The 22,728-nt window shown below is 63.4% G+C and carries 23 protein-coding genes and 1 pseudogene; 2 read left to right on the top strand and 22 right to left on the bottom strand.

Features of this window, described 5'->3' with window-relative positions; all coding sequences use genetic code 11:
- Nucleotides 1–285: 285 nt before the first annotated feature.
- On the top strand, nucleotides 286–1,434 hold the full coding sequence (locus AC3WR3_RS11375; protein WP_492291891.1) for a type III PLP-dependent enzyme: 1,149 nt from the start codon (nucleotides 286–288) through the stop codon (nucleotides 1,432–1,434).
- Between the two features lie 74 nt (nucleotides 1,435–1,508).
- Here AC3WR3_RS11375 and AC3WR3_RS11370 read toward each other — a convergent pair whose 3' ends face one another.
- From AC3WR3_RS11370 to yfcD, 3 genes are all read right to left on the bottom strand, one after another.
- Nucleotides 1,509–2,474: a calcium/sodium antiporter gene (locus AC3WR3_RS11370; protein ID WP_265436863.1), complete on the bottom strand. Its 966-nt coding sequence runs from the start codon at nucleotides 2,472–2,474 to the stop codon at nucleotides 1,509–1,511.
- Between the two features lie 124 nt (nucleotides 2,475–2,598).
- Nucleotides 2,599–3,072: a peroxiredoxin gene (locus AC3WR3_RS11365; RefSeq protein WP_404836937.1), complete on the bottom strand. Its 474-nt coding sequence runs from the start codon at nucleotides 3,070–3,072 to the stop codon at nucleotides 2,599–2,601.
- Nucleotides 3,073–3,184: 112 nt separating this feature from the next.
- Complete coding sequence (gene yfcD, locus AC3WR3_RS11360; protein ID WP_319917206.1) at nucleotides 3,185–3,715, bottom strand: NUDIX hydrolase YfcD; 531 nt, start codon at nucleotides 3,713–3,715, stop codon at nucleotides 3,185–3,187.
- A 177-nt stretch (nucleotides 3,716–3,892) separates the two neighbouring features.
- Between yfcD and AC3WR3_RS11355 the strand changes: the two genes are divergently transcribed.
- A complete protein-coding gene (locus AC3WR3_RS11355) occupies nucleotides 3,893–4,108 on the top strand; it encodes a DUF1107 family protein (protein ID WP_139438188.1) in 216 nt (71 codons plus the stop codon).
- Between the two features lie 102 nt (nucleotides 4,109–4,210).
- Here AC3WR3_RS11355 and AC3WR3_RS11350 read toward each other — a convergent pair whose 3' ends face one another.
- The 19 genes and pseudogenes from AC3WR3_RS11350 to AC3WR3_RS11260 all read right to left on the bottom strand — a co-directional run bounded on the left by AC3WR3_RS11350 (nucleotide 4,211) and on the right by AC3WR3_RS11260 (nucleotide 22,575).
- Nucleotides 4,211–4,954 (bottom strand): amino acid ABC transporter ATP-binding protein, encoded by a 744-nt coding sequence (locus AC3WR3_RS11350; protein WP_005328952.1) that lies wholly within the window; start codon nucleotides 4,952–4,954, stop codon nucleotides 4,211–4,213.
- 13 nt (nucleotides 4,955–4,967) lie between these two features.
- On the bottom strand, nucleotides 4,968–6,062 hold the full coding sequence (locus AC3WR3_RS11345) for an amino acid ABC transporter permease (protein WP_319913198.1): 1,095 nt from the start codon (nucleotides 6,060–6,062) through the stop codon (nucleotides 4,968–4,970).
- Nucleotides 6,063–6,071: 9 nt separating this feature from the next.
- Nucleotides 6,072–7,259 carry an amino acid ABC transporter permease gene (locus AC3WR3_RS11340; RefSeq protein ID WP_492291890.1) on the bottom strand — a complete coding sequence of 396 codons (1,188 nt, stop codon included), beginning with the start codon at nucleotides 7,257–7,259 and terminating at the stop codon, nucleotides 6,072–6,074.
- A 66-nt stretch (nucleotides 7,260–7,325) separates the two neighbouring features.
- Nucleotides 7,326–8,345 (bottom strand): amino acid ABC transporter substrate-binding protein, encoded by a 1,020-nt coding sequence (locus AC3WR3_RS11335; RefSeq protein ID WP_492291889.1) that lies wholly within the window; start codon nucleotides 8,343–8,345, stop codon nucleotides 7,326–7,328.
- 484 nt (nucleotides 8,346–8,829) lie between these two features.
- Nucleotides 8,830–9,129: a DUF2845 domain-containing protein gene (locus AC3WR3_RS11330; protein ID WP_139438182.1), complete on the bottom strand. Its 300-nt coding sequence runs from the start codon at nucleotides 9,127–9,129 to the stop codon at nucleotides 8,830–8,832.
- Nucleotides 9,126–10,139, bottom strand: coding sequence for an ABC transporter permease (locus AC3WR3_RS11325; protein WP_492291888.1), 1,014 nt, complete (start codon nucleotides 10,137–10,139; stop codon nucleotides 9,126–9,128). The genes AC3WR3_RS11330 and AC3WR3_RS11325 overlap by 4 nt, the downstream gene beginning before the upstream one ends.
- A 76-nt stretch (nucleotides 10,140–10,215) precedes the next feature.
- Nucleotides 10,216–11,097 carry an ABC transporter ATP-binding protein gene (locus AC3WR3_RS11320; protein WP_265436858.1) on the bottom strand — a complete coding sequence of 294 codons (882 nt, stop codon included), beginning with the start codon at nucleotides 11,095–11,097 and terminating at the stop codon, nucleotides 10,216–10,218.
- Nucleotides 11,098–11,242: 145 nt separating this feature from the next.
- On the bottom strand, nucleotides 11,243–11,854 hold the full coding sequence (gene bamJ, locus AC3WR3_RS11315; protein ID WP_005324672.1) for a BamJ family beta-barrel-assembly machinery protein: 612 nt from the start codon (nucleotides 11,852–11,854) through the stop codon (nucleotides 11,243–11,245).
- A 151-nt stretch (nucleotides 11,855–12,005) separates the two neighbouring features.
- Nucleotides 12,006–12,123: pseudogene (locus tag AC3WR3_RS11310) on the bottom strand (copper homeostasis protein CutC); the annotation flags it as partial.
- A gap of 39 nt (nucleotides 12,124–12,162) precedes the next feature.
- Nucleotides 12,163–12,888 carry a copper homeostasis protein CutC gene (locus AC3WR3_RS11305; RefSeq protein ID WP_429107346.1) on the bottom strand — a complete coding sequence of 242 codons (726 nt, stop codon included), beginning with the start codon at nucleotides 12,886–12,888 and terminating at the stop codon, nucleotides 12,163–12,165.
- A gap of 41 nt (nucleotides 12,889–12,929) precedes the next feature.
- Complete coding sequence (locus AC3WR3_RS11300; RefSeq protein ID WP_429107344.1) at nucleotides 12,930–13,832, bottom strand: ROK family protein; 903 nt, start codon at nucleotides 13,830–13,832, stop codon at nucleotides 12,930–12,932.
- 110 nt (nucleotides 13,833–13,942) lie between these two features.
- Nucleotides 13,943–14,449, bottom strand: coding sequence for a GNAT family N-acetyltransferase (locus tag AC3WR3_RS11295; protein ID WP_247627029.1), 507 nt, complete (start codon nucleotides 14,447–14,449; stop codon nucleotides 13,943–13,945).
- The gene (locus AC3WR3_RS11290) at nucleotides 14,437–15,246 is read right to left on the bottom strand and encodes a M48 family metallopeptidase (protein ID WP_043131085.1); all 810 of its coding nucleotides are present in this window, start codon (nucleotides 15,244–15,246) and stop codon (nucleotides 14,437–14,439) included. The genes AC3WR3_RS11295 and AC3WR3_RS11290 overlap by 13 nt, the downstream gene beginning before the upstream one ends.
- Before the next feature lie 152 nt (nucleotides 15,247–15,398).
- Nucleotides 15,399–16,373 (bottom strand): PstS family phosphate ABC transporter substrate-binding protein, encoded by a 975-nt coding sequence (locus tag AC3WR3_RS11285; RefSeq protein ID WP_342058113.1) that lies wholly within the window; start codon nucleotides 16,371–16,373, stop codon nucleotides 15,399–15,401.
- 290 nt (nucleotides 16,374–16,663) lie between these two features.
- Nucleotides 16,664–17,959, bottom strand: a complete 1,296-nt coding sequence (phoR, locus tag AC3WR3_RS11280) for a phosphate regulon sensor histidine kinase PhoR (RefSeq protein WP_042648619.1) — start codon at nucleotides 17,957–17,959, stop codon at nucleotides 16,664–16,666.
- Between the two features lie 8 nt (nucleotides 17,960–17,967).
- Nucleotides 17,968–18,657: a phosphate regulon transcriptional regulator PhoB gene (gene phoB / locus AC3WR3_RS11275; protein WP_041206225.1), complete on the bottom strand. Its 690-nt coding sequence runs from the start codon at nucleotides 18,655–18,657 to the stop codon at nucleotides 17,968–17,970.
- A 102-nt stretch (nucleotides 18,658–18,759) separates the two neighbouring features.
- Nucleotides 18,760–19,170: a VOC family protein gene (locus AC3WR3_RS11270; RefSeq protein ID WP_427231365.1), complete on the bottom strand. Its 411-nt coding sequence runs from the start codon at nucleotides 19,168–19,170 to the stop codon at nucleotides 18,760–18,762.
- Between the two features lie 135 nt (nucleotides 19,171–19,305).
- On the bottom strand, nucleotides 19,306–20,586 hold the full coding sequence (locus AC3WR3_RS11265) for a GGDEF domain-containing protein (RefSeq protein WP_247627030.1): 1,281 nt from the start codon (nucleotides 20,584–20,586) through the stop codon (nucleotides 19,306–19,308).
- Between the two features lie 318 nt (nucleotides 20,587–20,904).
- On the bottom strand, nucleotides 20,905–22,575 hold the full coding sequence (locus tag AC3WR3_RS11260; RefSeq protein ID WP_492291887.1) for a sigma-54-dependent Fis family transcriptional regulator: 1,671 nt from the start codon (nucleotides 22,573–22,575) through the stop codon (nucleotides 20,905–20,907).
- Nucleotides 22,576–22,728 lie beyond the last annotated feature (153 nt).

Below are 22,728 nucleotides of genomic sequence, written 5' to 3'. Positions count from 1 at the left end.
AGCTTATGAAGTCTTCTCTGCCAATGCTGCGCACCGGCAGGGGCAGAGTGCCCCATATCAAGATGATGTTTCGTCTCGACCAGAAATACTTGCCAACATATCCAATCAAAATGCTTGCACACAAACTCAATAAGTCGATAATCCCGCGCATAACTAAGCACTTTGCAAGGGAGTTATGCATTGTGCCTGGTCGGTCCCTCCGGACCACTCGCCTGAGCCGGCCGTCGCCGGTTCAATCGCATATGGCTTGGGCATATCACGCCCCCTAAGGATGATCAAAAGAGAATGAACGAGACCCTGGTCGCACAAGATTATCGTCAGCTGGTTGAACAATTTGGCTCCCCCCTGCTGCTGCTCGACAAGGCAGCCGTCCGCAAACAGTATCGGGCCCTGGCCGCCGCCCTGCCCGATGTGCGCTTGCATTATGCACTCAAGCCCCTGCCCCATGAGGCTGTGGTCTCTGTCTTGAAGGAAGAGGGGGCCTGTTTCGATCTGGCCACCAATGGCGAAGTGGATCTGGTGCGCAGCCAAGGGGTTCGCCCGGGACGCTGCATTCACACCCATCCCATCAAGCGCGACAGCGACATCCGTTATGCGCTGGAATTCGGCTGTACCGTGTTCGTCTATGACAACCCGCTGGAGCTGGAGAAGTTCCTGCCCTACAAGGACGAGGTCAAACTGCTGCTGCGCGTCAGCTTCCCGAATCCCGAGACCAAGGTCGATCTCTCCAAGAAGTTCGGCTGCACCCCGGAGCAGGCGCTGCCGCTGCTGCAACTGGCCCAGGCCAAGGGGATCAAGGTGATGGGGCTGTCGTTCCACGTCGGCTCCCAGGTGCCCCACCCCCGTCGCCACGTCCAGGCCATCGACGCCTGCCGCGAGATCATGGAGCAGGCCTGGGATCTTGGCCTCAAGCCCTGGGTGCTGGACATCGGCGGCGGTTTCCCGGTCGACTATGAGGGCGGCGAGTTCGACATCGACGGCTTCTGCGCCCCGATCCGCGAGGCGCTGGCCAAGCTGCCCGCCACGGTACAGAAGATTGCCGAGCCGGGCCGTTTCATCAGCGCACCGGCCATGACCTCGGTCGCCAGCGTGATGGGCAAGGCCCACCGCGGCGACAAGATCTGGTACTACCTGGATGACGGCCTCTACGGCAGCTACAACGGTCAGCTCTATGACCACGTCACCTACCCGGTGAGCACCCCCTACGCCCAGGGCCAGCTGCACAATGCCGTGCTCTCCGGCCCCACCTGCGACAGCGTGGACGTCATTCGCGACGGCATCATGCTGCCGGATCTCGCCATCGGCGAGCTGGTCATAGGCCGGGTGATGGGTGCCTACACCTGGGCGTCGGCCTCCACCTTCAACTTCTTCCCCAAGGCGAGCATCCTCATCCTGGACAGCGCCCAGAAGCAAAAGCTGGTGGCAGTGGCCTGATCGGTTTGACCACGCAGTCAACATAGAGAAGGGGAGCCATTGGCTCCCCTTCTTGTTTGTCCTGTCATGCCCTATCAGAACTGGCTGGTCAACAGCCAACCGGTATAGGCGACGAAGATGCAGAGCAAGATGCCCCCTTCCACCCTGTTGATGCGGCCCTGTCCCTTGCGGCCCAGGCACATCACCAGCAGCAGCAGGGTCAGCCCCATCATCAGGCTCCAGTCGCGGGAGAGCACCGCAGGGTCCACGTCCAGAGGCGCTATGCCGGCGGCGATGCCCACCACGGCCAGGGTGTTGAACAGGTTGGATCCAAGCACGTTGCCGAGGGCCAGATCGTGCTCCTTCTTCTTGATGGCCATCAGGGAGGAGGCGAGCTCCGGCAGCGAGGTGCCCACCGCCACTATGGTCAGACCGATGATCAGGTCGCTGATGCCAAATGCCTGGGCTATGGTCACCGCGCCCCACACCAGCAGGCGGGAAGCACCCACCAGGAGTACCAGGCCGACGATCAACCAGAAGATGGCCTTCTTGAGCGGCATGGCTTCGCTGTCGAGCTCCACGTTCACGTCTTCGTCCAGGGCGTCTCCCTTGCCCTTGATCCCGGTCCAGATGGACCACCCCAGCAACGCGATGAAGACGCCACCCAGAATGAGGGCGTCGCCACGCCCCAGGTGACCATCGATGAGCAAGGCACCGGTCAGCAGGGTGATGCCGAGCAGTATGGGGATCTCCTTGCGCACCACCTGGGAGGAGACGGCGATGGGGCTGATGAGGGCTGTCAGCCCGAGAATGAGGGCGATGTTGGTGATGTTGGAACCATAGGCGTTGCCGAGCGCCAGGCCCGGGTTACCCTGCATGGATGCCAGGGCCGAGACCACCATCTCGGGAGCCGAGGTACCAAAACCGATGATCACCATGCCGATCAGCAGCGGCGGCATGCCGGCATAACGGGCGGTGGCGGCGGCGCCGTCCACAAATTTATCCGCACTCCAGACCAGCAACGCCAGTCCGGCAATCAGGGCAACAAAAGCCAGGGTCATATTCTTCCATCTCGTCGACTGCAAACACGAGAGCCAGGCGGCTAGCCTGGCTCCATCCAAACGCGGCCTCAGTGTATCGAGCCGCCTTGCTATTTCAAGCTGAAATCAAACGACGATTAACAATTCACAAGGCGGCCAGCAGGCTCTGTGCATCCGACACCTCGAACTTGCCGGGAGCCTCCACAAACAGTTGCTCGACCACGCCGTCATTGGCGATCAGGGCAAAGCGCTGAGCACGCAGGCCGCCGAAGGCGCCGGTCTCCTTGGCAAGGCCGAGGGCCCGGGTCCAGCTGCCGTCCCCATCCGCCAGCATGGTGATGGCGTCGGCATTCTGGGCCGCCTGCCACGCCCTCATCACGAAGGCATCGTTGACCGACAGACAATAGAGGGCATCGACGCCCTTGGCCTTGAACTGATCCGCCAGCACCACATAGCCGGGCAAGTGGGCGTTGGAGCAGGTGGGGGTGAAGGCCCCCGGCACCGCGAACAACACCACCTTCTTGCCCGCAAACAGGGCCTGGGTATCCTTCACCTGCTTGCCCTCGGCGCTGATGAAGGTAAATTCTCCTGCGGGCAGGGATTGACCGACCGTGATCATGATGACTCATCCTTCTGTGGTTCAAAGAGGCCCAGTCTACCCCAATCCACCCACAGGTGAACGGGTTCATCCGGGCGCAGTAAAGAGAACGCGCAACAAGCGTTTGCGGCCGCTAACCCTGGCCCGCTTGCGAACGTCGCGCCTGCCAGGTGGCGATGGCCAACAATGAATCCGGCGTGAATTCATCGGCCCGCTCAGCTATCTCGGCCAGGCTCATCCAGTGCACCTCGCTCACCTCTTCGGCCTGCAGTTGCAGCGGCCCCTGATAGTGACAGCTGAACAGACCGCCCCAGACCCGATAGCCTCCCCCGCTCGCCTCCCCTTCGGCGTAGAAGGTGCCAAAGTCGTGCAGGGGCACGTCGTGGATCCCCAGCTCTTCGGCCAGCTCGCGCCGGGCGGAGGGCTCCATCGCCTCCCCAGTGGTCACCACGCCACCGGCGCAGGCGTCCAGCATGCCGGGGCAAAAATCCTTGCTCGGAGTGCGCCGCTGCACCAGCACGCGCCCGGCCTCATCGAGCACCAGGATATAGCTGGCGCGATGGCGCAAATTCTCCTGACGCACCCGGGTGCGCTCGGCCACCCCGATCACCCTGTCCTGCTCGTCTACTACGTCCACCCACTCCACGTGCGGCACCTTGTCCATCCTGCGATGGCCGCAGTATATCGGGGCCGGGGCCGGGGGCTGCACTACTTTTTCAATGCCGGGAGCAGGGGGATGGCACGCCATAACAAGGATTCATACAAACCTTCATCAAGTGTCACATCAGTGTCATGGTGAGACGGCATAGTGTGCCCTGTCCAAACAACAGGGTCTCTTGCCATGAAGGTGTTCAAGCAGTTGTCTCCTCGTCGAATTGCCCGCTATATCAAAAGCTTCCATCACGGCAGCTTCATGGTAGAGGCACTGGGACGATTCGAGTTTCAGGGGGGAGTCATCGATGTGAAGACGCTGGACTGCCGTCAGGCATTGAGCCTGGCCCGGCAGATCAATCTGGCCGTGCGCGATCTGCGCACCAGTACCCTGTTGCCGGGCTGACATACTCCTTTCCGTTTGTAGTCTGCTTTCATGCATGTCTTTGCCCGCCGCTCACCGAGCCGGCGGGCTATTTTCAATGGGGTTGGCCCCGCCTGACCCGCCTCAGTGCTGCAGGATCTGGGAGAGAAACAGCTTGGTCCGCTCCGACTGGGGGTGGTCGAAGAACTGATCCGGCACGTTCTCCTCGATGATCTGGCCGCGGTCCATGAAGATCACCCGATCCGCCACCTGCTTGGCAAAGCCCATCTCGTGGGTGACGCAGAGCATGGTCATCCCCTCGTGGGCCAGCTCCACCATGACATCCAGCACCTCCCGCACCATCTCGGGATCCAGCGCCGAGGTCGGCTCGTCAAACAGCATCACCTGGGGATTCATGCAGAGGCTGCGAGCGATGGCGACCCGTTGCTGCTGACCGCCGGAGAGCTGGCCCGGGTACTTGAGGGCCTGCTCCGGGATCCTGACCCGGCGCAGGAAGGTCATGGCGATCTCCTCGGCCTCCTTGCGTGGCAACTGCTTGACCCAGATGGGGGCCAGGCAGCAGTTCTCCAGCACCGTCAGATGGGGGAAGAGGTTGAAGTGCTGGAACACCATGCCCACCTCCCGGCGTACTGTCTCTATGTTCTTGAGATCCGACGTCAGGGCCGTGCCCTTGACCAGGATGTCACCGCTCTGATGCTCCTCCAGCCGGTTGATGCAGCGGATCATGGTGGACTTGCCCGAGCCAGACGGCCCGCAGATGACGATCTTCTCCCCCCTGCCCACCTGCAGATTGATGTTGCGCAGCACATGAAACTCACCGTACCACTTGTTGACATCCTTGAGTTCTACCACAGCGTCCGTTTTCATCTCGAAACTACTCCTAATGCTTGTGACCGGTGTTGAGTTTGCGCTCCAGATAGATGGAGTAGCGGGACATGCCAAAACAGAACATCCAGAAGATCATGGCGATGAACACATAGGCCTCGGTGGAGAATCCCAGCCAGGCCGGATCCGCCAGCGCCACCTTGGAGATGGCCAGCAGATCGAACAGCCCTATGATCAGCACCAGGCTGGTGTCCTTGAACAGGGAGATAAAGGTGTTCACCAGGGAGGGAATGGTGATCTTGAGGGCCTGGGGCATGATGACCAGTCCCATCACCTTCCAGTAGGAGAGCCCCAGGGCTTCACCCGCCTCGTACTGTCCCTTGGGGATCGCCTGCAGCCCGCCCCTCACCACCTCGGCCACATAGGCCGCCTGGAACAGAATGATGCCGATGAGCGCCCTCAGCAGCTTGTCGAGCTCCACCTCGGTACTCATGAACAGCGGCAGCATGACGGAGGCCATGAAGAGCACCGTGATGAGCGGCACTGCCCGCCAGAACTCGATATAGACGGTGGAGAGGCTGGAGATGACCGGCATGTGGGAGCGGCGTCCCAATGCCAGCAGGATGCCGAACGGCAGGGCAACCACTATGCCCACCACCGCCAGCACCAGGGTCAGCATCAGGCCGCCCCAACGGTTGGTTTCCACCACCTCGAGACCGGCCCCGCCGTGGATCAGCACGAAGGCGATGACAGGGAACACCAGCAGGGTAAAGAGCGCCAGCCAGCCCTTGCGCGGGGTGCGCGGCCAGATCAGCAGCGCCAGCAGCACGGCCAGACCGGCGAAGGCCAGATTGATGCGCCAATACTGATCGACCGGGTAAAAGCCGTAGAGGTATTGCCCCAGACGGCTCTCGATAAAGACCCAGCAGGCCCCGCCCTGGGCGCAGTCGGCACGGCTGCTCCCCTGCCAGTTGGCGGAGAAGATAGCCCAGTCCAGCGCCGACCAGAGCAGTGGCAGCAGCAGGTAGGCCAGCACCAGGGTCAGCAGGCCGTTCCACCAGTTGGGGAAAAGGTTCTGCCTGATCCAGGCGACCAGCCCCCGGCGATGATTGGGAGGCGGCAGCGCCTCCTGCAACTCGTTCACAAACATGACAGCTCCCTAGCGCTCGACCAGCGTCATCCTGCGGTTGTAGATGTTCATCAGGACTGAGGTGGTGATACTGATGATGAGATAGACCCCCATGGTCATGGCGATCACCTCGATGGCCTGCCCGGTCTGGTTGAGGGTGGTGCCCATGAACACAGAGACGAGGTCCGGATAACCGATGGCGGTGGCCAGCGAGGAGTTCTTGGTGAGGTTCAGGTACTGGCTGGTCAGCGGGGGAATGATGACCCGCATCGCCTGGGGAATGACCACCAGCCGCAGCGTCTTGGTGGACGAGAGCCCGAGGGCGGAAGCGGCCTCGGTCTGCCCCTTGCTGATGGCCAGTATGCCGGATCGCACTATCTCGGCGATGAAGGCCGCCGTATAGATGGTGAGCGCCAGCAGCAGCGCCGCGAGTTCCGGCAACACCGTCAAGCCCCCCCGGAAGTTGAAGCCCTGCAGTATGGGCACGCTCCAGGAGAGCGGGCTGCCTGCCAGCAGGAAGGCGATGGCGGGGAGCAGGATCACCAGAGCGGCCGCACAGCGCCAGAACGGGAAGATCCTGCCGGTCAGCGCCTGACGGCGCCTTGCCCAGCGACTCAGCCCCCAGCTCAGGACGACAGCGACCAGCAGGGCCCAAAGCACATAGCCAAATCCCTCTTCAAACAAGGGTTTGGGCAGATAGAAGCCCCGCACGTTCAAGAAGGCGAGCCCTCCGAGCTCCACGCTCTCACGGGGAGACGGCAGGGTACGCAGCACCGAGAAGTACCAGAAGAAGATCTGCAGCAGCAGCGGAATGTTGCGAAACGTCTCTATGTAGACGGTGGCTATCTTGGCTACCAGCCAGTTGCGGGACAGACGCGCTATCCCGAGCACGAAGCCGAGCAGGGTGGCAAACAGGATGCCGAGCACCGAGACCAGCAGGGTATTGAGCAGGCCGACCACGAAGGTGCGACCGAAGCTATAGGTCTCGTCGTAGGGGATCAGGCTCTGCAGGATGCCGAACCCGGCGGTGTTGCCCAGAAAATCGAAACCTGTGGTGATGCCACGGGTCGCCAGATTGGTCAGGGCATTGTTGATGATGTAGAACAGAAACGCGAGAACGGCCGCAATGGCCAGGCACTGGAAGATCTGCGCCCGCACCTTAGCGTCATACCACCAGCGGCCCTGTTCTTTCCTATGGTTTGATGCTTGTATCGCCATGAGGATGACTCCGACAAAGCCAGGGCAAGGGGAAATGGGGGGCCAGGCCCCCCGACAGCTGTCTAGTTAGCGGATGGGCGGGGCATACATCAGGCCACCCTTGTTCCAGAGCGCGTTGATGCCGCGGTCGATCTTGAGGGGAGAGCCGGCGCCGACGTTGCGATCGAAGGACTCGCCGTAGTTGCCGACCTGCTTGACGATGTTGTAGGCCCACTTGTCATCCAGCCCCAGCACATTGCCCTTGGGCTCTTCCAGCCCCAGCAGGCGACGGATATCCGGGTTGGTGGATTTGAGCATCTCGTCCACGTTGGCGCTGGTCACACCGGCCTCTTCGGCGTTGAGCATGGCGTAGAGACTCCAGCGCACCACCTTGAACCACTGCTCGTCACCCTGGCGCACCGCCGGGCCCAGCGGCTCCTTGGAGATGACCTCGGGCAGCACCAGGGCATCTTCCGGCTTGGTCAGCTTGATCTTGAGGGAGTAGAGCTGGGATTGATCCGAGGTCAGCACGTCACAACGCCCCGCCTCGAAGCCCTTGACGGTCTGATCCGAGGTGTCGAACACCACAGGGGTATATTTCATGCCGCCGTTGGCGCGGAAGTAATCCGCCAGGTTGAGCTCTGTGGTAGTGCCGGACTGGATGCAGACGGCGGCTCCGTCCAGCTCCTTAGCGCTCTTGACCCCGAGGGACTTGTTGACCAGGAAGCCCTGACCATCGTAGTAGTTCACCCCGGCAAAGGTGAGGCCCAGCGAGCCGTCCCGGGTCAAAGTCCAGGTGGTATTGCGCGACAGCAGATCCACTTCACCGGATTGCAGGGCGGTGAAACGCTCCTTGGCGGTGAGGGAGACATACTTGACCTTGCTAGCATCCCCGAGCACGGCCGCGGCGACCGCACGGCACACGTCCACGTCGAGCCCTGTCCAGGTGCCCTTGGCGTCCGGGTTAGAGAACCCGGGCAGGCCATCACCGACCCCGCACTGCACGAACCCCTTCTTCTTCACGGCATCCAGGGTACCCTCTGCCCAGACATTGGCTGCCGCCAGCGACAGCACTATCACCATACCTGCCTTGTGTATCTGCTTCATGTCACTCTTCCCTGTGGTTTGATTCGAATTGGCACCCAAACCGAGCAAGATGCCATCGTTTCCCTGCTTTTTTGCAGCTTATCCAGCGCTTCAAAAACCTGTCAATCGGTGCAACCCGGCACAACTGTGGTGCAACAGCACAAAATATTCGAACGATGTGATATGCACTCTCAGAATCAAAAGTAGACCCTTATTCACCAAATAGCCTGCTGTTAAAGGCCATTCCCACTGTGAGGATTATTTTCACAAAAAAATGGGACGCACCGGGATGGGGCAGCGAAATCGGACTCCAACTGACTCATCAGACTCACTTTTCTATCGGCAAGCCCCAACGCGGGGAGTCAGGGGCAAATATTGGGCTGCGTCGAAATGGTGCCATGGCGGGGGGAGAACAGGCTCCAACACTCAATCTTCGGGTGGGAGACGCGGCCGGGACAAGGGGCCTCAAGATCGGAGCGCCGACCCGGGGTCGGCACTCAGTGGCTCAACCGCCGCGGGGGCCGTCTTCAATCTCGGTGATGACGCCGTTTTCGACGGTGACAAACTGCATGAATTCGCTCCTGCCGAAGTTGTAGGTCCAGCGCTCGGCATACTTGACCGTCATCCGCGCCCCGAAGCCGTTCTCCTCGTAGCGTGTCAGATCTTCCTTGAGCATCGGCTGACCACAGCGGATCAGCAGCTCGGCCGTGGTGTCTCCCTCGGTCAGCAGGGCGCTCTTGCAGCGCAGGGTGCCGGCATCCACCGGCAGCGTCGCCACCAGCAGCAACCACAGTATTGGTTTCATTTTGCGCTCCATTTGAACAATGCCGCCCCCAGCATGATACACACCAGGGCAAACACCATGACCTGGGCCAACATCCCCGCCACCGTCTGCCAGCCCGCCCCTTCCAGCATGACGGCGCGGGCCGCCTCGATGATCTGGCTGAGGGGTAGACGGGCTGCCACGGCCTGCAACCAGGGGGGAGATCCCTCTAGCGAAAACCAGACGCCGGACAAGAACATCATGGGCAAGCTGATGAGATTGAGCAAACCGCTCGCCAGCTCCTCGTTCTGAATGCGGGCGGCGATGAGCAACCCGAGGGAGGCCATGGCGGTCCCGCCGACCAGGGCGATGAAGAGCAGCAGCCAGCCAGAGCCGAGCAGGGGCACATCCAGCAGCCAGTAAGCCACCAGGAAGACCAGCAGACTCACCACCAGGGTGATCAGCACCCGCGACAGCAACTGGGCGCAGAGAAACTCGGCCGCCGACAGCGGGGTGGCGCGCAAGCGCTTGAGCACCCCGTTCTTGCGATAGCGCACGATGACGAAGCCGACCCCGAACAGGCCGGAGAACATCAGGTTCATGCCGATCACCCCGGGCAGCAACCAGTCGCCATAGCGGATGGCCCGGCCGCTCAGGGCCTCTCGTTGCAAGGGCTCGCGCACCGCCTGGCGCAGCAGGTACTCGGCCATGGCCCCCTGGGGCGCATCCGGGTTGACCCAGTAGTGGCCGCGCGCCGGTGACAGCAGCAAGTCCAGCTGATGGTGGCGCACCTTGAGGATCCCTCTCGCCTCGTCGTCATAGGGGAGGAGCTTGAGCAGCGGGATATGGGTCAGGGGCTGATAGGCCGTCGTCAGCTCCCCTACCACCCCTATCTGCACCAGCGGCTTGGGGGGGCCCGAGAAGATGAGGGAGAAGCCAATCACCAGCAGGAGCGGAAAGAGCAGGTTCCAGACCAGGGCTGCCCTGTCGCGCACGAATTCCAGGGTGCGGGCATAAAAGAGGGCGCCTATGCGCCTTAGGGATCCCGTCATTTTTCGCTCCTTGCACAGGCTGACTTCGGCGGCATGCCGGCAGGTGCCGCAGTTGGGCGCTGCCATGGGGCGGCGTTCATGCACCGCTCCGGAGGCTGTGGCCGGTCAGGTGCAGGAAGAGATCCTCCAGATTGGGAGAGCGCACCTGCATGCCGGTCAGCGGCACCCCCAGGCCCAGCAGCCGCGGCAGCAAGGCCGCCACGTCGGGGCAGTTAAGCTCCACCTGATCCCCGTGGGGCCGCAGCGGATAACCCAGGCTGGCGAGGGCCGGGTGATCCGCGAGGCGCACCAGCACACCGTCGAAGTGCCGCGCCAGCAGGGCCGCCGGCGTGTCCAGGCTGAGCAGATGGCCGTGGTCCACGATGGCGATGCGATCGCACAGTTGCTGGGCCTCGTCCATGTAGTGGGTGGTGAGCACCACCGTCTTGCCCTGGGCCTTGATCGCCTCGATCCGCTGCCAGAAGTGGTGACGAGCCTGGGGATCCAGCCCTGTGGTGGGTTCGTCCAGAAACAGCAGTTCGGGATCCCCGAGCAGGGCCAGGGCCAGCAGCAGGCGCTGACGCTGGCCGCCGGAGAGCTTGCGGCTGTCCCTGTCGATGAACTCCCCAAGGGCGCACAGATCGATGAGCAGTTCCCGTGGCAGGGGGTTGGGATAGAGGCTGGCGAACAGGCGCAGGGTGTCGCGCACCGTCAGAAAATCCTGCAGCGCCGTGTGCTGGAACTGGATGCCGATGCGGGAGCGATAATCGGGGCCGCGGGGGGCGCCATGAAACAGGATCTGGCCGCTGTCCGGGGTGAGGATCCCCTCGAGCAGCTCTATGGTGGTGGTCTTGCCCGCCCCGTTCGGGCCGAGCAGGCCGAAACAGCTCCCGGCGGGAATGGCAAAGCTGAGTCCGTCCACCGCCCTGACACCGGGAAAGTGCTTGATGAGATCGACGACTTCGATGATGGCAGCCATGGCCTGTCTCCCTGGGTGGCCGAGAGTGCGACGTCCTGACTATATCCAAATCTCCCGAGAAGGCCATGGCTCATCCACCAGGGCGTGGCGGCGCGCAAAAACAAACGGCGACCCAGGGGTCGCCGTCTGCATCACGCCAGCCGGATCACAGGATGTCCAGCAGCTCCACTTCGAAGACCAGAGCGGAGTACGGCGGGATGGAGCCGGCGCCACGGGCACCGTAAGCCAGATCCTGCGGAATGTAGAGCTTCCACTTGGAGCCAACCGGCATCATCTGCAGCGCTTCCACCCAGCCGGCGATGACGCCGGTGACCGGGAATTCGGCAGGCTGGCCGCGAGCGACCGAGCTGTCGAACACGCCACCGTGGGTGAAGGTACCGTGGTAGTGCACACGCACGGACTGACCGGCCACCGGCACGGCGCCGTTGCCTTCTACCATGACTTCGTATTGCAGACCGGAGTCGGTCACTTTCACGTCGGCGCGCTTGGCGTTGTCGGCCAGGAAGGCTTCGCCATCGGCGGCGGCGGCCTTGGCGACGGCTTCCTGCTCTTCCTGCATGCGGGCGGTGATGACCTGGAAGGCATCATTGATATCGTCACGGCTGACCGCGAACTCCAGGCCGTTCAGGGCATCTGCCAGACCTTGTTGCAGGGCAGGGATATCCAGACCGGCGAAGGCTTGCTGCGCCAGCTGATCACCCATGTTGCGGCCGATGCCATAGCTGGCCTTCTGTTCGATAGAGTCGTATTGGGACATTGAGATGTTGCTCCGGGTCCTGAGGGTAAAAGAGACGGGATAATATCAGACTTTTTGGCGAGGTGCTGCCGGCGGCCGTCCTGATTTCCCCGCCCGTGGGAGAGACTTCACACAAGAAGGGGATGAACGCCGCCCATCGGCGGCGATCTGCTCAGACGCGATCCAGCAAGGCCCGCACCGCGGCCACCTTGGCACCGTCGGTGATATTGACCCGGCCGTCGTCCGAGGTGCCCATGTTCACACACATGAGGAGGCACCATGCCGCCGCGCGGCACCTATCAGGCCTTGTCCAGCAAAGCCCTCACCGCTCAGGCCTTGTCCAGCAAGGCCCGCACCGCTGCCACCTTGGCGCCGTCGGTAATATTGACCCGGCCGTCGTCCGAGGTACCCATGTTCACTCCGTGGGGCACCATGCCGCCGCGCCAGCCCATGCCGGACATGTGCACCTCGCTCACCCCGGTGAACTCGAGTATGGTGCGCACGTTGTCGGCATTGACCCCGGCGCCGGGCATCAGGCTGGCGCGGCCCGCCAGGGTCTGCTGCATCGCCTGCAGTGTCTCCAGACCCGCCAGGGCGGTCGGGGCATGGCCGGAGCTCAGGATCCGCTCACAGCCGGCCGCCACTATGGTCTCCAGATCGGCGCGCCAGTTGGAGCTGAGATCGATGGCGCGATGGAAGGTGACCCCCAGGGGACCGGCCGCCTCGACTAGCTGTTGCAACTGGGCGGCAGGCACCCTGCCCTCCTCGTCGAGCAGACCCACCACCACCCCTTGCAGGCCCGCAGAGCGCGCCGCCGCAATATCCAGCAGCATGAGTTCGAACTCGGCGGCACTGAAGCAGAAATCCCCGGCACGGGGGCGGATCATGGCGTAAACCGGCACGCTGGCGTGGCGGGCAGCAAGCTGCATGAAACCATAGGAGGGGGTGAGACCACCCAGCCCCAGCGCAGAGCAGAGCTCGATGCGATCCGCTCCGGCTTTCTGGGCGGTGAACAGGGATTCCAGGTTGTCGATGCAGATTTCAAGACGGGTCATGATGACTCCTTATCCGGGGAGATCAGACCCAGTGCCTGATCTCATAAATTGAGCAGGGCGGCGCCACGCACGCCACCGGCGCCGCCGAAGCGGGCCTGGCGGATAGCCGGCAGGGCGACACCGGGCAGCAGATGGCCGGGCAGACGCCTGGGCAGCTCCTCATAGAGGGCGGGCAGCCCGCTGAGGCCGCCCCCCAGCACCACCACCTCGGGGTCTATCACCGAGATGGCGGTGGCGAGCCCGGCGGCCAGGATCTCCAGCCAGCAGTCGATGGCCGAGAGCGCCGCAGGTTCCCGGGCCTCGGCACGGGCGACTATCTGGTGGCCGCTGGCGCGCTCGCCGCGAAAGTGGTGATAGAGCCGCTCCAGGCCGGTGCCCGAGGCGTAGGTTTCGAAACAGACCAGGCGGCCGCAGCCGCAGCGGGGACGGGGCAGGTCGGGGTATTTCATCAATATGGTGGCCGGCAGCGGGTAATGGCCTATCTCCCCCGCCAGCCAGTTGCGACCCTGGATGAGCCTGCCCGCCAGGTAGACGGCGCCACCTATGCCGGTGCCAATGGTCACCCCCAGCGCACTCTCGGCCGCGGCGGCGGCACCCTGATGCACTTCGGACCAGAGGAAGCAGTTGGCGTCGTTGTCGACGCTGACGGTGCGCGCCAGTCGTGCGGCCAGATCCGCGCCCAGATGACGACCGTGAATGGCGGGCAGGTTCGCCGCCACTATGCTCCCATCCAGGCGATTGATGATGCCGGGAAACCCGATGCCGACGGCGCCTTTCGCACCGAAGCGGGCATCCGCCGTCTCGACCCGCGTCAGGATCAGCTGCAACAGCCCCTCGTAATCATTGCCGGGGGTGCTCATGCGCTCTTCGTGACAGAGGTTCAGGCCACCGTCATACACCGCGAAGGCAATCTTGGTACCACCAATATCAAATCCGTAATACATGCCACACTCCCTTGCCGGTGAACCGGGTCACCTCAGTCTGTCCAGATGGGGCACATTGTATTAATTCGCAAAAAAAATAAAGTAACCATGGGCGAAAAACGGGAGCCAGCTCAAAGCAAACGGAACATTTGTCGCTGAAGACAGGGTTGTCCCAGGCTCGTCAGGGTGCGCTCCTGGCCGTCAAACACGAAGCCGCGGCGCAGGTAGAACCCCTCGCCGATGTGATTGCCATCGAGCAGCCAGAGCCTGACGCACTCGCAACCGGCCCGGCGCATCTGCACCGCCACCGCCTGCCACAGCCGCTTGCCATGGCCCCGACGCCAGTGTTCCGGGTGCAGATAGAGCGCCCGGATGCGCGCCGTCATCATCCCCTCCTCATGGGCTGGGTGCCAATAGAGCAGGCCGATGACGACCTCGTCCTGGCAGAGCAGCATGGGAGCGGGGGCCGGCTCGGCGAGCCGGCGGCGCCAGATCTGCAGATGCTCGGTGACCGCCAGCTGGGCCAGCAGATCCTCACCGAGCACGCCGCCATAGGCCGCCAGCCAGCTGGCCCGCTGCATCACCGTCATGGCGGCGGCATCGGCGGGACGGGCCAGGCGCAGGCTTATGCCTTGCACTTGGGCTCCAGCCCTGCGGCTCGCGCCTGCTGATACAGAGGCTGCACTTCGGCCTGCTGGGCCTGCAGTTCGGCGATGCGGTTCTCGTCGCTCGGGTGGGTAGAGAGCAGCTGCGGCGGCGCCTTACCCCCGGCGGCGGCACTCATGTTCTGCCACAGGGGGATGGCCTCGGCCGGGTTGAAACCGGCGCGGGCCATCAGCTCCAGTCCCAGCCGGTCGGCCTCGCTCTCCTGGGTCCTGCCATAGGGCAGGGTGATCCCCACCTGAACCCCTAGCCCGAGCGCCGCCATGGTGGCACCGCCCCCCTGGCTGCTGCCGATGGCCGCATCGGCCACCGCCAGTCCTATGCCGGTCAGCTGATCCCGGGAGAGGCGTTCGTTGGAGTGCTGTGCCAGCACGTGGGTCAGCTCGTGGCCGATGACGGTGGCGAGCTGATCCTGATTCTTGGCGACCTTGAGCAGGCCACTGTAGACGCCGATCTTGCCCCCAGGCAGGGCGAAGGCGTTGACCTCCTTGGAGTCAAACACCACCACCTCCCAGCTGGTGATGCCATAGCTGGCAGGCACCTGGGCGGTGACCGCCTTGGCCACGCAGGAGACATAGGCATTCACCCTGGCATCCTTGCTCACCTTCTCCTGCTTCTTCATCTGCTCGAAGGAGTCGGCCCCCAGCTGGTTCATCTGCTGAGGGGAGAAGAGCAGCATCTGGCTGCGGCCGGTCGGCGACTGGGCACAGCCAGCCAGCAGGGCACTGCACAAGGCCGCCAGGCCGAATTTTGACAGGGAAGATGCACGCATGAGAGGGTCCTTTACCGTGAAGTTGCCCTATTCTCGGGAATGCCGCCCTCCGGTGCAAGCCAGGCGCCACCCCATGCGACCAAAAAGATCCCGTGGCGCCAAAATAAAAACGAGCCCGTGCGGGCTCGTTTGTTTGCGGTGCAGAAGCGGGATTACATGATGCCCAGCTTCTTCAGATCGGCTTCGGCGATCTTGGCTGGAACCGGTACATAACCATCCTTGGCGACTATGGTCTGGCCCGCCTTGGAGAGCATCATCTTCACAAACTCTTGCTCCATCGGAGAGAGCGGCTTGTTCGGAGCCTTGTTCACGTAAACGTACAGGAAGCGGGAGAGCGGGTACTTGCCGGTCAAGGCGTTGTCTGCGGTCGCTTCGACGAAGGTCGTGCCGTCCTTGGAGAGCGGTACGGCGCGCACGCCGGAGGTGACGTAGCCGATGCCGGAGTAGCCGATGCTGTTCAGGGAAGCGGAGACGGATTGCACCACGGAGGCGGAGCCCGGCTGCTCGTTCACGCCGCTCTTGAAGTCACCGTTGCACAGGGCGTGCTCCTTGAAGTAACCGTAGGTGCCGGAGACGGAGTTGCGACCGAACAGTTGCAGATCCTTGCTGGACCAGTTGCCATCCAGACCCAGATCGGACCATTTGGTGGCGGCCTTGGCTTCGCCGCACTTGAGGGTGCTGGAGAAGATGGAGTCAACCTGCTCCATGGTCAGCCCCTTGATGGGGTTGTCCTTGTTCACGAACACCGCCAGGGCATCGACCGCGACGCGGATGGCAGTCGGCTTGTAGCCGTAGCGCTTCTCGAACGCCTCTTCCTCACCGGCCTTCATGGCACGGCTCATGGGACCAAACTGGGCGACGCCCTCGGTCAGGGCGGTCGGGGCAGTGGAAGAACCGGCGGCCTGGATCTGCACGTTGACGTTGGGGTAGACACGCTTAAATTCTTCGGCCCACAGGGTCATCATGTTGGCCAGGGTGTCCGAGCCCACGGAGGACAGGTTGCCCGAGATGCCACTGGTCGGGGCGTAATCCGGCAGATCTTTATCCACACCGGCAGCCAGGGCGCTGACGGAAAACAGGGTTGCTGCGGTGAATCCGATTACACCAGCCAGTTTGTTGAGTTTCATCCAATCTCTCCAAAGTTACAGAAGGCAATTGCCAATACATGGCGCCGATTAACACTGTCTTGCGGTGGTCAACCCGACTGCATCAGTCAGATTGCTGAGTTCTATTCCGTCCCCTCTTTCCCAAGGTGACGCTGGGTCTGTTCTTAAGACGGCGCCAGTATCTGACCTGGCAGTGACAAATTTATGGAACTTATATGACACTTTGATGACATGGGCCGGGCGCGGCACAAATGCCAAGGGGGCCGCTCTCGCCGCCCCCTTTCTTATTGCTAACCCTTTGTCAAAAAAGACTATTTAACCACCACCATACGGCCGGGAATGAGGAAGCTGAAACGGCTGCCCTGGCCGACCCGGCTCTCTATCTCGAGCTGGGCATCGTGATGACTCAGGGCATGCTTGACGATGGCGAGGCCAAGGCCGGAGCCGCCGGTGTGGCGGGATCTGGCCTTGTCGACCCGATAGAAGCGCTCGGTGAGCCGCGCCAGGTGTTCCGGGGCTATCCCCTCCCCCTCGTCCTGCACCACAAAGAGCGCCATGGCCCCCTGCTTGCGCCACTCCACCGTGATCTTGCGACCGGCCGGGGTGTAGTGAATGGCGTTGTAGACCAGGTTGGAGACGGCGCTGCGCAGCTGGTCCCTGTCCCCCTTCACGAACAGATTGGACTGCACCTGGAACTCTATCTGATGGGCACTCTCTCCCGACAGGGCCCGGGCCTCCTGCTCCAGCAGCCCCAGCATGGCGGGCATGTCCACCAGATGGGAGAGATCCACGGTCGGGGCCGCCTCGATGCGCGACAGGGTGAGCAGCTGATTGACCAGGTTGTCCATGCGGATGGTCTGCTCCATCATCACCTTGTGCGCCTTGGCCCACATGGCGGGGGGTGGCGGCTCCTCGGTCATCTCCAGATAGCCCTTGAGCACGGTGAGCGGGGTGCGCAGCTCGTGGGAGACGTTGGAGACGAAGTGCTTGCGGGTCTTCTCGAGGCTGCGCAGCCGGGTCACGTCCCGCACCACCAGCATGGCCTGATCCTCGGCATAGGGCATGATGCGAAACTCGAGAAACTTCTCCTCGTTGATGGGGGAGCTCATCTCGAACGGCTCGTCATACTGCCCCTTGCCGAGGTAGGCGACGAAACCGGGGTGACGGATGAGGTTGCCGATGTGCTGGCCGGCATCCTCGGGCCAGCGAAAGCCGAGCAGCTGCTCCGCCAGCCGGTTGCACCAGAGGATGCTGCCGTCGGTGCGAAACACCACGGCGGCATCGGGCAGGGCCTCAGCCCCCTCCCGAAACCGGCGGATGAGACCCGCCAGCTCGCGGCGCCTTGCACGGTGGCGCTGCTGCAACTTGTAGATGCCATTGAAGATGTATTCCCAACTGCCGCTGCCATGGGGCGGCACCAGGCTGCGATCGTGCCACAGCCAGTCCGACAGCCGCTTCTGGAAGCGGTAGTGCCAGCCCAGGTGCAGCACGGTCGCCACCAGCAGGCAGAGGGAGAGGTGTTCTATCAACCAACCTACCAAGACGAAGGGGGCGTAGAAAAACGCCATTCGCCACAACTGTCGCCGCCAGGCGTAAGGTTGCAACATGTTATCCCCTAGAGACGGGTTGAGAAGCGGTATCCGGCTCCACGCACCGTCTGGATCAATCTGTCGTGCCCGGTCTCTTCAATGGCCTTGCGCAGGCGACGGATGTGCACGTCCACCGTCCTGTCTTCTACATAGACATTGGTGCCCCAGACATTGTTCAGCAGTTGCTCGCGGCTATAGACCCGTTCGGGATGGGTCATGAAGAAGTGCAGCAGCTTGAACTCGGTCGGCCCCATGTCCAGCGCCTTCTCCTCGGCGCTGACCCTGTGGGAGACAGGATCCAGCTTGAGCCCCTGCACCTCGATCACCTCGTCCACCGAGGTGGGAGAGACCCGGCGCATCACTGCGTGCAAGCGGGCGGTCAGCTCCTTGGGAGAGAACGGCTTGGTGATGTAGTCGTCGGCACCCGCCTCAAGGCCGCGCACCTTGTCCTCCTCCTCGCCGCGGGCGGTCAGCATCACCACCGGGATCTGGCGGGTCACCTCGTCCTGCTTGAGCTGCTTGATGAACTGGATGCCGCTGCCGCCTGGCATCATCCAGTCCAGTACGATGAGCTCGGGGTAAGGTTCACGCACCTTCGCCAGTCCATCGGCATAATCTTCTGCCTCAACCGTCTCATATCCTTTTTGCTCGAGCACGAAGCAGAGCATCTCGCGGATTGGTGCCTCGTCCTCGACCACCAGAATTCGCTTAGCCATATCCCTTCTCTCTCCTCTGTGAAGATGGGTGCGCCAATTATTAGAACTTTCTGTGACACTTTTATGACTTTATGACAGGCCGGATGATAAACGTTTTCAGATTCAACTGGCAGCAGCGAGTTGCAGCAGGTCCCAGCGGTTGCCACTGATGTCCTCGAACACCACCACTGTACCGTAGGGCTCCTGGCGGGGCTGTTCACAAAAATGGACACCGTACGCCTGCATGCGCTGGTAATCCCCCCAGAAGTCGTCGGTCTCGAGGAACAGGAAGACCCGGCCTCCTCCCTGCCGCCCGATGGCGGCCTGCTGTTCGGGGCTGGCCGCACGGGCCAGCAGCAGGGCAGAACCGGGAGCGCCTTGCGGAGCGACCCGCACCCAGCGCTTGCCCGGTTTGCCCGGCTCGTCGAGGGGCGTGTCTTCGAGCAGCGCGAACCCCAGCCCCTGGGTGAAGAAGGCGATGGCCTCGTCATAATCGGCCACCAGCAGGGCCAGGGCGCCCAGGTGTTGTGACATGGAGATACTCCTCGATGGATGAGTGAAGGGGGCCAAGCCCCGACCGGGGCGCATCATAACGGCTGCAAGGCCAGTGCTCCAGCCGCAATCACCTGCGCGAAGGCAAGGCACTGCGCCGGTTGGCAGGCCTGCGCCCTAGCCCACCTCGACCCGGTTGCGACCCCGCTCCTTGGCCTGATAGAGCGCCTCGTCCGCCCGCTTGAGGGTCAGCTCAAGGGAGTCACCGCGCCGCTCCGCCACCCCGAAGGAGGCGGTGATCCTGAGCCCCAGGGGCCACTCCCTGTAGGCTTCCAGCGCCCCCCTCAGCCGCTCGGCCAGCCTCTCGGCCCTCGCCTGCTCATGGTGCAGGCAGACCAGCACGAACTCCTCTCCCCCCCAGCGCACCAGGCGGCACAGGCTGTCACAGTGGCGCAGCAGCTCGCTCACCATGTGCTTGAGCACCTCGTCCCCCATGGGGTGGCCGTGGGTGTCGTTGACCCCCTTGAAGTGATCGATGTCGATGTAGATGAAGGAGAGCGGCATCTCCCCCAGCTCGCTCAAGAGCTTCTCGCCACCGAGCCGGTTGAGGGCCCCGGTCAGGGGATCGTAGCGGGCCTCCTCCTCGGTGCGGCGGTACTGCTCGCACAGGCTCTGGCTGAGCGCCTCCGCCGCCAGCCGCGCCTCGCGGGCCTTGCGCAGCTTGTCTCCCATCAGCAGGTACTGGGTCAGAAACAGCAGTATTCCGTATACCAGCCAGCCCAGCAGCAGCTGGCGGTAGAAGTCTCCCGGCTTGCCCCAGCGGCCATAGAACTCCAGCTTATCCAGGATCAACCGGTAGTCCCCGGGCTGCATCCTGTCGTCGGTGGCAAGCTCGATGGCATAGACATGGTGCAGATCCGTCCCCTGCTGCGCCAACGGGATCCGGTACTGCTGCACCCACCAGGAGCTGGGGGCGAACACCTTGAGGGGGATGTCCTGGATGCGGCCGTAATCGTCGGGACGAAAGAGTACCTCGTTGAACTTGTGGGAGATCTCGTCCCCGGCTATCGAGTAGGCGGGATCATAGTTGCGCAGATAGAGGCGCCAGCTCTGCGGTTCGCCCCCCTCCACCCTCAGCTTGACCCGCACGCCACTGAAGTGGGAGAGATCCAGCCCCCACTCGGGGGCTGACAGGGTCAGGATCAGCTCACAGAAGGGGGAGCTGTGGCCCGCGCGCAGCTTGCAGTCGATGGCAGGCTTGTCGCCCCCGGCGATCAGCGTGGTGACCGATTGGCCCCCATGGGCGCGGTCATCCTGGGCCCTGGCGGCTATGCTGGCCTGACCCAGTATGTCCAGCCGCTGCTCTGGCCCGAACTCGAACACCAGGATGGCCAGCAGGCTGCCGAGCAGCAGGCTCCAGAACAACATATTGGTCACGCGGGAATAGGATGGGGTCATGGCGATCACACCTGAAAAAGAGCTTTTACTCTACACCTTGGAATTCCGCACCGTTCTGATCCAGATCCAAGGTTATTACACACGCCCTCGTGGGCGCAGGGGCATTGGTCGGCTCAGCCCGCGCGCAGGGCGTCGCCTGCCATCCGCCGGGCTGAATCCTGTCGGCATTGCACCGCAAGAGGCGGACGCCAGCTCCTGGGGAAGCGGGTTCCCGATGTCATCATTCCTTTCACCACTGAGCGCTCCATGCCATGGAAAAATAAAGAAAAATCATCGCAGAGCCCCAGTCTACACAAGCAAGCGGTACGGCAACACCCCCTAGCCCTCTTCCCGCAGCGCCCGATAGAGGGTGGTGCGGCTGATGCCGAGCCGGCGCGCCGCCTCGCTCACATTGCCACCGCACTCCGTCAGGGTCTGCTGCACCCGCAGCCGGCTCTGCTCGCGCAAGGTGGTGGCGCCCCGGGGAGCCGGCATGGCGGCCACCTCGGGCAGGTGCAGGTGGGCGGGGTCAATCCAGCCCTGCCCTTCCGCCAGCACGCAGGCCACCTCCAGCGCCTGCTTGAGCTGGCGCACGTTGCCGGGCAGGGGATGGGCCAGCAGCTGTTGCTCCGCCTGCGGCGTCAGTTGCAGGGCCGGGTCCATCTCGAGGAGCAGGTGCCGGATCAAGCCCAGACGCTCGCCCTGGGGCCAGGCCCGCAGCGGCGCAAGCTGCTGGCGCCAGCCGCAGATGCGGTAATAGAGGTCTTCGCGAAACCCGCCGCCCTGCACCATGGCCGCCAGATCCCGGTGGCTGGCGCTCACCAGCCAGAAGTCCACCGGCTCAGGTCTGTGGCTGCCCACCGGGGTGACGGTGCGCTCCTGCAGCACCCGCAGCAGCCGGGTCTGGGCCGGGAGCGGCAGCTCGCCGATCTCGTCCAGCATCAGGATGCCCCCATGGGCGGCGCGCAGATAACCCTGGCTGCCCTGGCTGCGGGCGCCGCTGAAGGCCCCGCCCACGTAGCCAAACAGCTCGGCCTCCACCAGATCGGCGGGCAGGGCGCCGCAGTTGACGCACACCAGGGGCTTGTCCCGTCGGCTCGACGCTCGGTGCAGGACACGCACCAGGTGCTCCTTGCCGCTGCCGGTCTCCCCCTCGATGAGCAGGGAGATGCCCCGCTCCAGCATCTTGAGGGGCACCCCGGCGGTGGCGGGCGGCGTTGCCGGCAGGGACTGGGTTTCGGTTTTAATCACCACGGGATCGGGCACCAGCCGCAATCCGCGCCGATCCCGCAGCAACTGCTTGCCGTCAAACGGGTGCTGGCCTAGCCAGAGCCGTCCGGCCCGGTTGGCCCCGAGCAGCTCGCCCCCCTCCCCCAGCAGCAGGCGGGCAGACCAGAGACTCTGGGGATCGAGATCCACCAGCCAGCCCGGCTGGCGCGCCAAGAGTGCGTTCTCGAGCGTCATGGCCAGGAGCCGCACCGTGCCCAGCATGTCGCCATCGTGGTGGGCCGCATCGGTGGAGATGTCGAGCACCCCCAGCAGTTGCCCGTCCGGCCCGAGCAGGGGGCAGGCGCTGCAGCTGAGGAAGCTGTGCTGGGCGAAGAAGTGCTGGGCCCCCAGTACCTGCACCTCGCTCTGCTCGGCCAGCGCGGTGCCGATGGCGTTGGTGCCCTTGCTCGCCTCCCCCCAGCGGGCGCCGCTGCGCAGGAAGATCCGCTCGGCGTGGCGGGCAAAGCCGTCGTCCCCGCTGGCGGCCAGAATGGCCCCCTCACCGTCACACAGCAGCAGGCGACAGGGCCTGCCCGCCAGCAACTGGGCAAACAGCGGCAACACGAAGCGCTGAAAGCAGGTGATAAGGGTTCTGTGTTGCTCCTGGCGGGCCGACAGCTCCCCCTGGGGCAGCAGATCCAGCTCGGCGCTCTGCTGACGGAGCAGGCCCTGATGCAGGCAGCGCTGCCAGGAGCGCTGGATCGGGCTGGGGCTGGGACTGGATTGAGGTAACTCGCTCATCACGCCTCCTGTTCACAAAGGGCACAGTGTCACGGTCACTGTCCAGAAACGGCACAGTCTCATCGGCACCGCCGCGGTCACTGGTTAATCAAGATACGCCGCCGCACCCCGTTTGATAACGTTTTTGTAACTTTTCGCCCTCTGGTCAGACCC

This window comes from Aeromonas sp. EU05-FHT14A05, from assembly GCF_058791175.1.
The sequence above is the reverse complement of the archived record's forward strand: the minus strand, read 5'-3'. Positions and strand labels throughout refer to the sequence as shown.

Excerpts from the sequence above, each read along its gene's own strand:
- AC3WR3_RS11375 (WP_492291891.1), top strand. The coding sequence starts at position 286 with ATGAACGAGACCCTGGTCGCACAAGATTATCGTCAGCTGGTTGAACAA.
- AC3WR3_RS11370 (WP_265436863.1), bottom strand. The coding sequence starts at position 2,474 with ATGACCCTGGCTTTTGTTGCCCTGATTGCCGGACTGGCGTTGCTGGTC.
- AC3WR3_RS11365 (WP_404836937.1), bottom strand. The coding sequence starts at position 3,072 with ATGATCACGGTCGGTCAATCCCTGCCCGCAGGAGAATTTACCTTCATC.
- yfcD (WP_319917206.1), bottom strand. The coding sequence starts at position 3,715 with ATGGACAAGGTGCCGCACGTGGAGTGGGTGGACGTAGTAGACGAGCAG.
- AC3WR3_RS11355 (WP_139438188.1), top strand. The coding sequence starts at position 3,893 with ATGAAGGTGTTCAAGCAGTTGTCTCCTCGTCGAATTGCCCGCTATATC.
- AC3WR3_RS11350 (WP_005328952.1), bottom strand. The coding sequence starts at position 4,954 with ATGAAAACGGACGCTGTGGTAGAACTCAAGGATGTCAACAAGTGGTAC.
- AC3WR3_RS11345 (WP_319913198.1), bottom strand. The coding sequence starts at position 6,062 with ATGTTTGTGAACGAGTTGCAGGAGGCGCTGCCGCCTCCCAATCATCGC.
- AC3WR3_RS11340 (WP_492291890.1), bottom strand. The coding sequence starts at position 7,259 with ATGGCGATACAAGCATCAAACCATAGGAAAGAACAGGGCCGCTGGTGG.
- AC3WR3_RS11335 (WP_492291889.1), bottom strand. The coding sequence starts at position 8,345 with ATGAAGCAGATACACAAGGCAGGTATGGTGATAGTGCTGTCGCTGGCG.
- AC3WR3_RS11330 (WP_139438182.1), bottom strand. The coding sequence starts at position 9,129 with ATGAAACCAATACTGTGGTTGCTGCTGGTGGCGACGCTGCCGGTGGAT.
- AC3WR3_RS11325 (WP_492291888.1), bottom strand. The coding sequence starts at position 10,139 with ATGACGGGATCCCTAAGGCGCATAGGCGCCCTCTTTTATGCCCGCACC.
- AC3WR3_RS11320 (WP_265436858.1), bottom strand. The coding sequence starts at position 11,097 with ATGGCTGCCATCATCGAAGTCGTCGATCTCATCAAGCACTTTCCCGGT.
- bamJ (WP_005324672.1), bottom strand. The coding sequence starts at position 11,854 with ATGTCCCAATACGACTCTATCGAACAGAAGGCCAGCTATGGCATCGGC.
- AC3WR3_RS11305 (WP_429107346.1), bottom strand. The coding sequence starts at position 12,888 with ATGACCCGTCTTGAAATCTGCATCGACAACCTGGAATCCCTGTTCACC.
- AC3WR3_RS11300 (WP_429107344.1), bottom strand. The coding sequence starts at position 13,832 with ATGTATTACGGATTTGATATTGGTGGTACCAAGATTGCCTTCGCGGTG.
- AC3WR3_RS11290 (WP_043131085.1), bottom strand. The coding sequence starts at position 15,246 with ATGCGTGCATCTTCCCTGTCAAAATTCGGCCTGGCGGCCTTGTGCAGT.
- AC3WR3_RS11285 (WP_342058113.1), bottom strand. The coding sequence starts at position 16,373 with ATGAAACTCAACAAACTGGCTGGTGTAATCGGATTCACCGCAGCAACC.
- phoR (WP_042648619.1), bottom strand. The coding sequence starts at position 17,959 with ATGTTGCAACCTTACGCCTGGCGGCGACAGTTGTGGCGAATGGCGTTT.
- phoB (WP_041206225.1), bottom strand. The coding sequence starts at position 18,657 with ATGGCTAAGCGAATTCTGGTGGTCGAGGACGAGGCACCAATCCGCGAG.
- AC3WR3_RS11270 (WP_427231365.1), bottom strand. The coding sequence starts at position 19,170 with ATGTCACAACACCTGGGCGCCCTGGCCCTGCTGGTGGCCGATTATGAC.
- AC3WR3_RS11265 (WP_247627030.1), bottom strand. The coding sequence starts at position 20,586 with ATGACCCCATCCTATTCCCGCGTGACCAATATGTTGTTCTGGAGCCTG.
- AC3WR3_RS11260 (WP_492291887.1), bottom strand. The coding sequence starts at position 22,575 with ATGAGCGAGTTACCTCAATCCAGTCCCAGCCCCAGCCCGATCCAGCGC.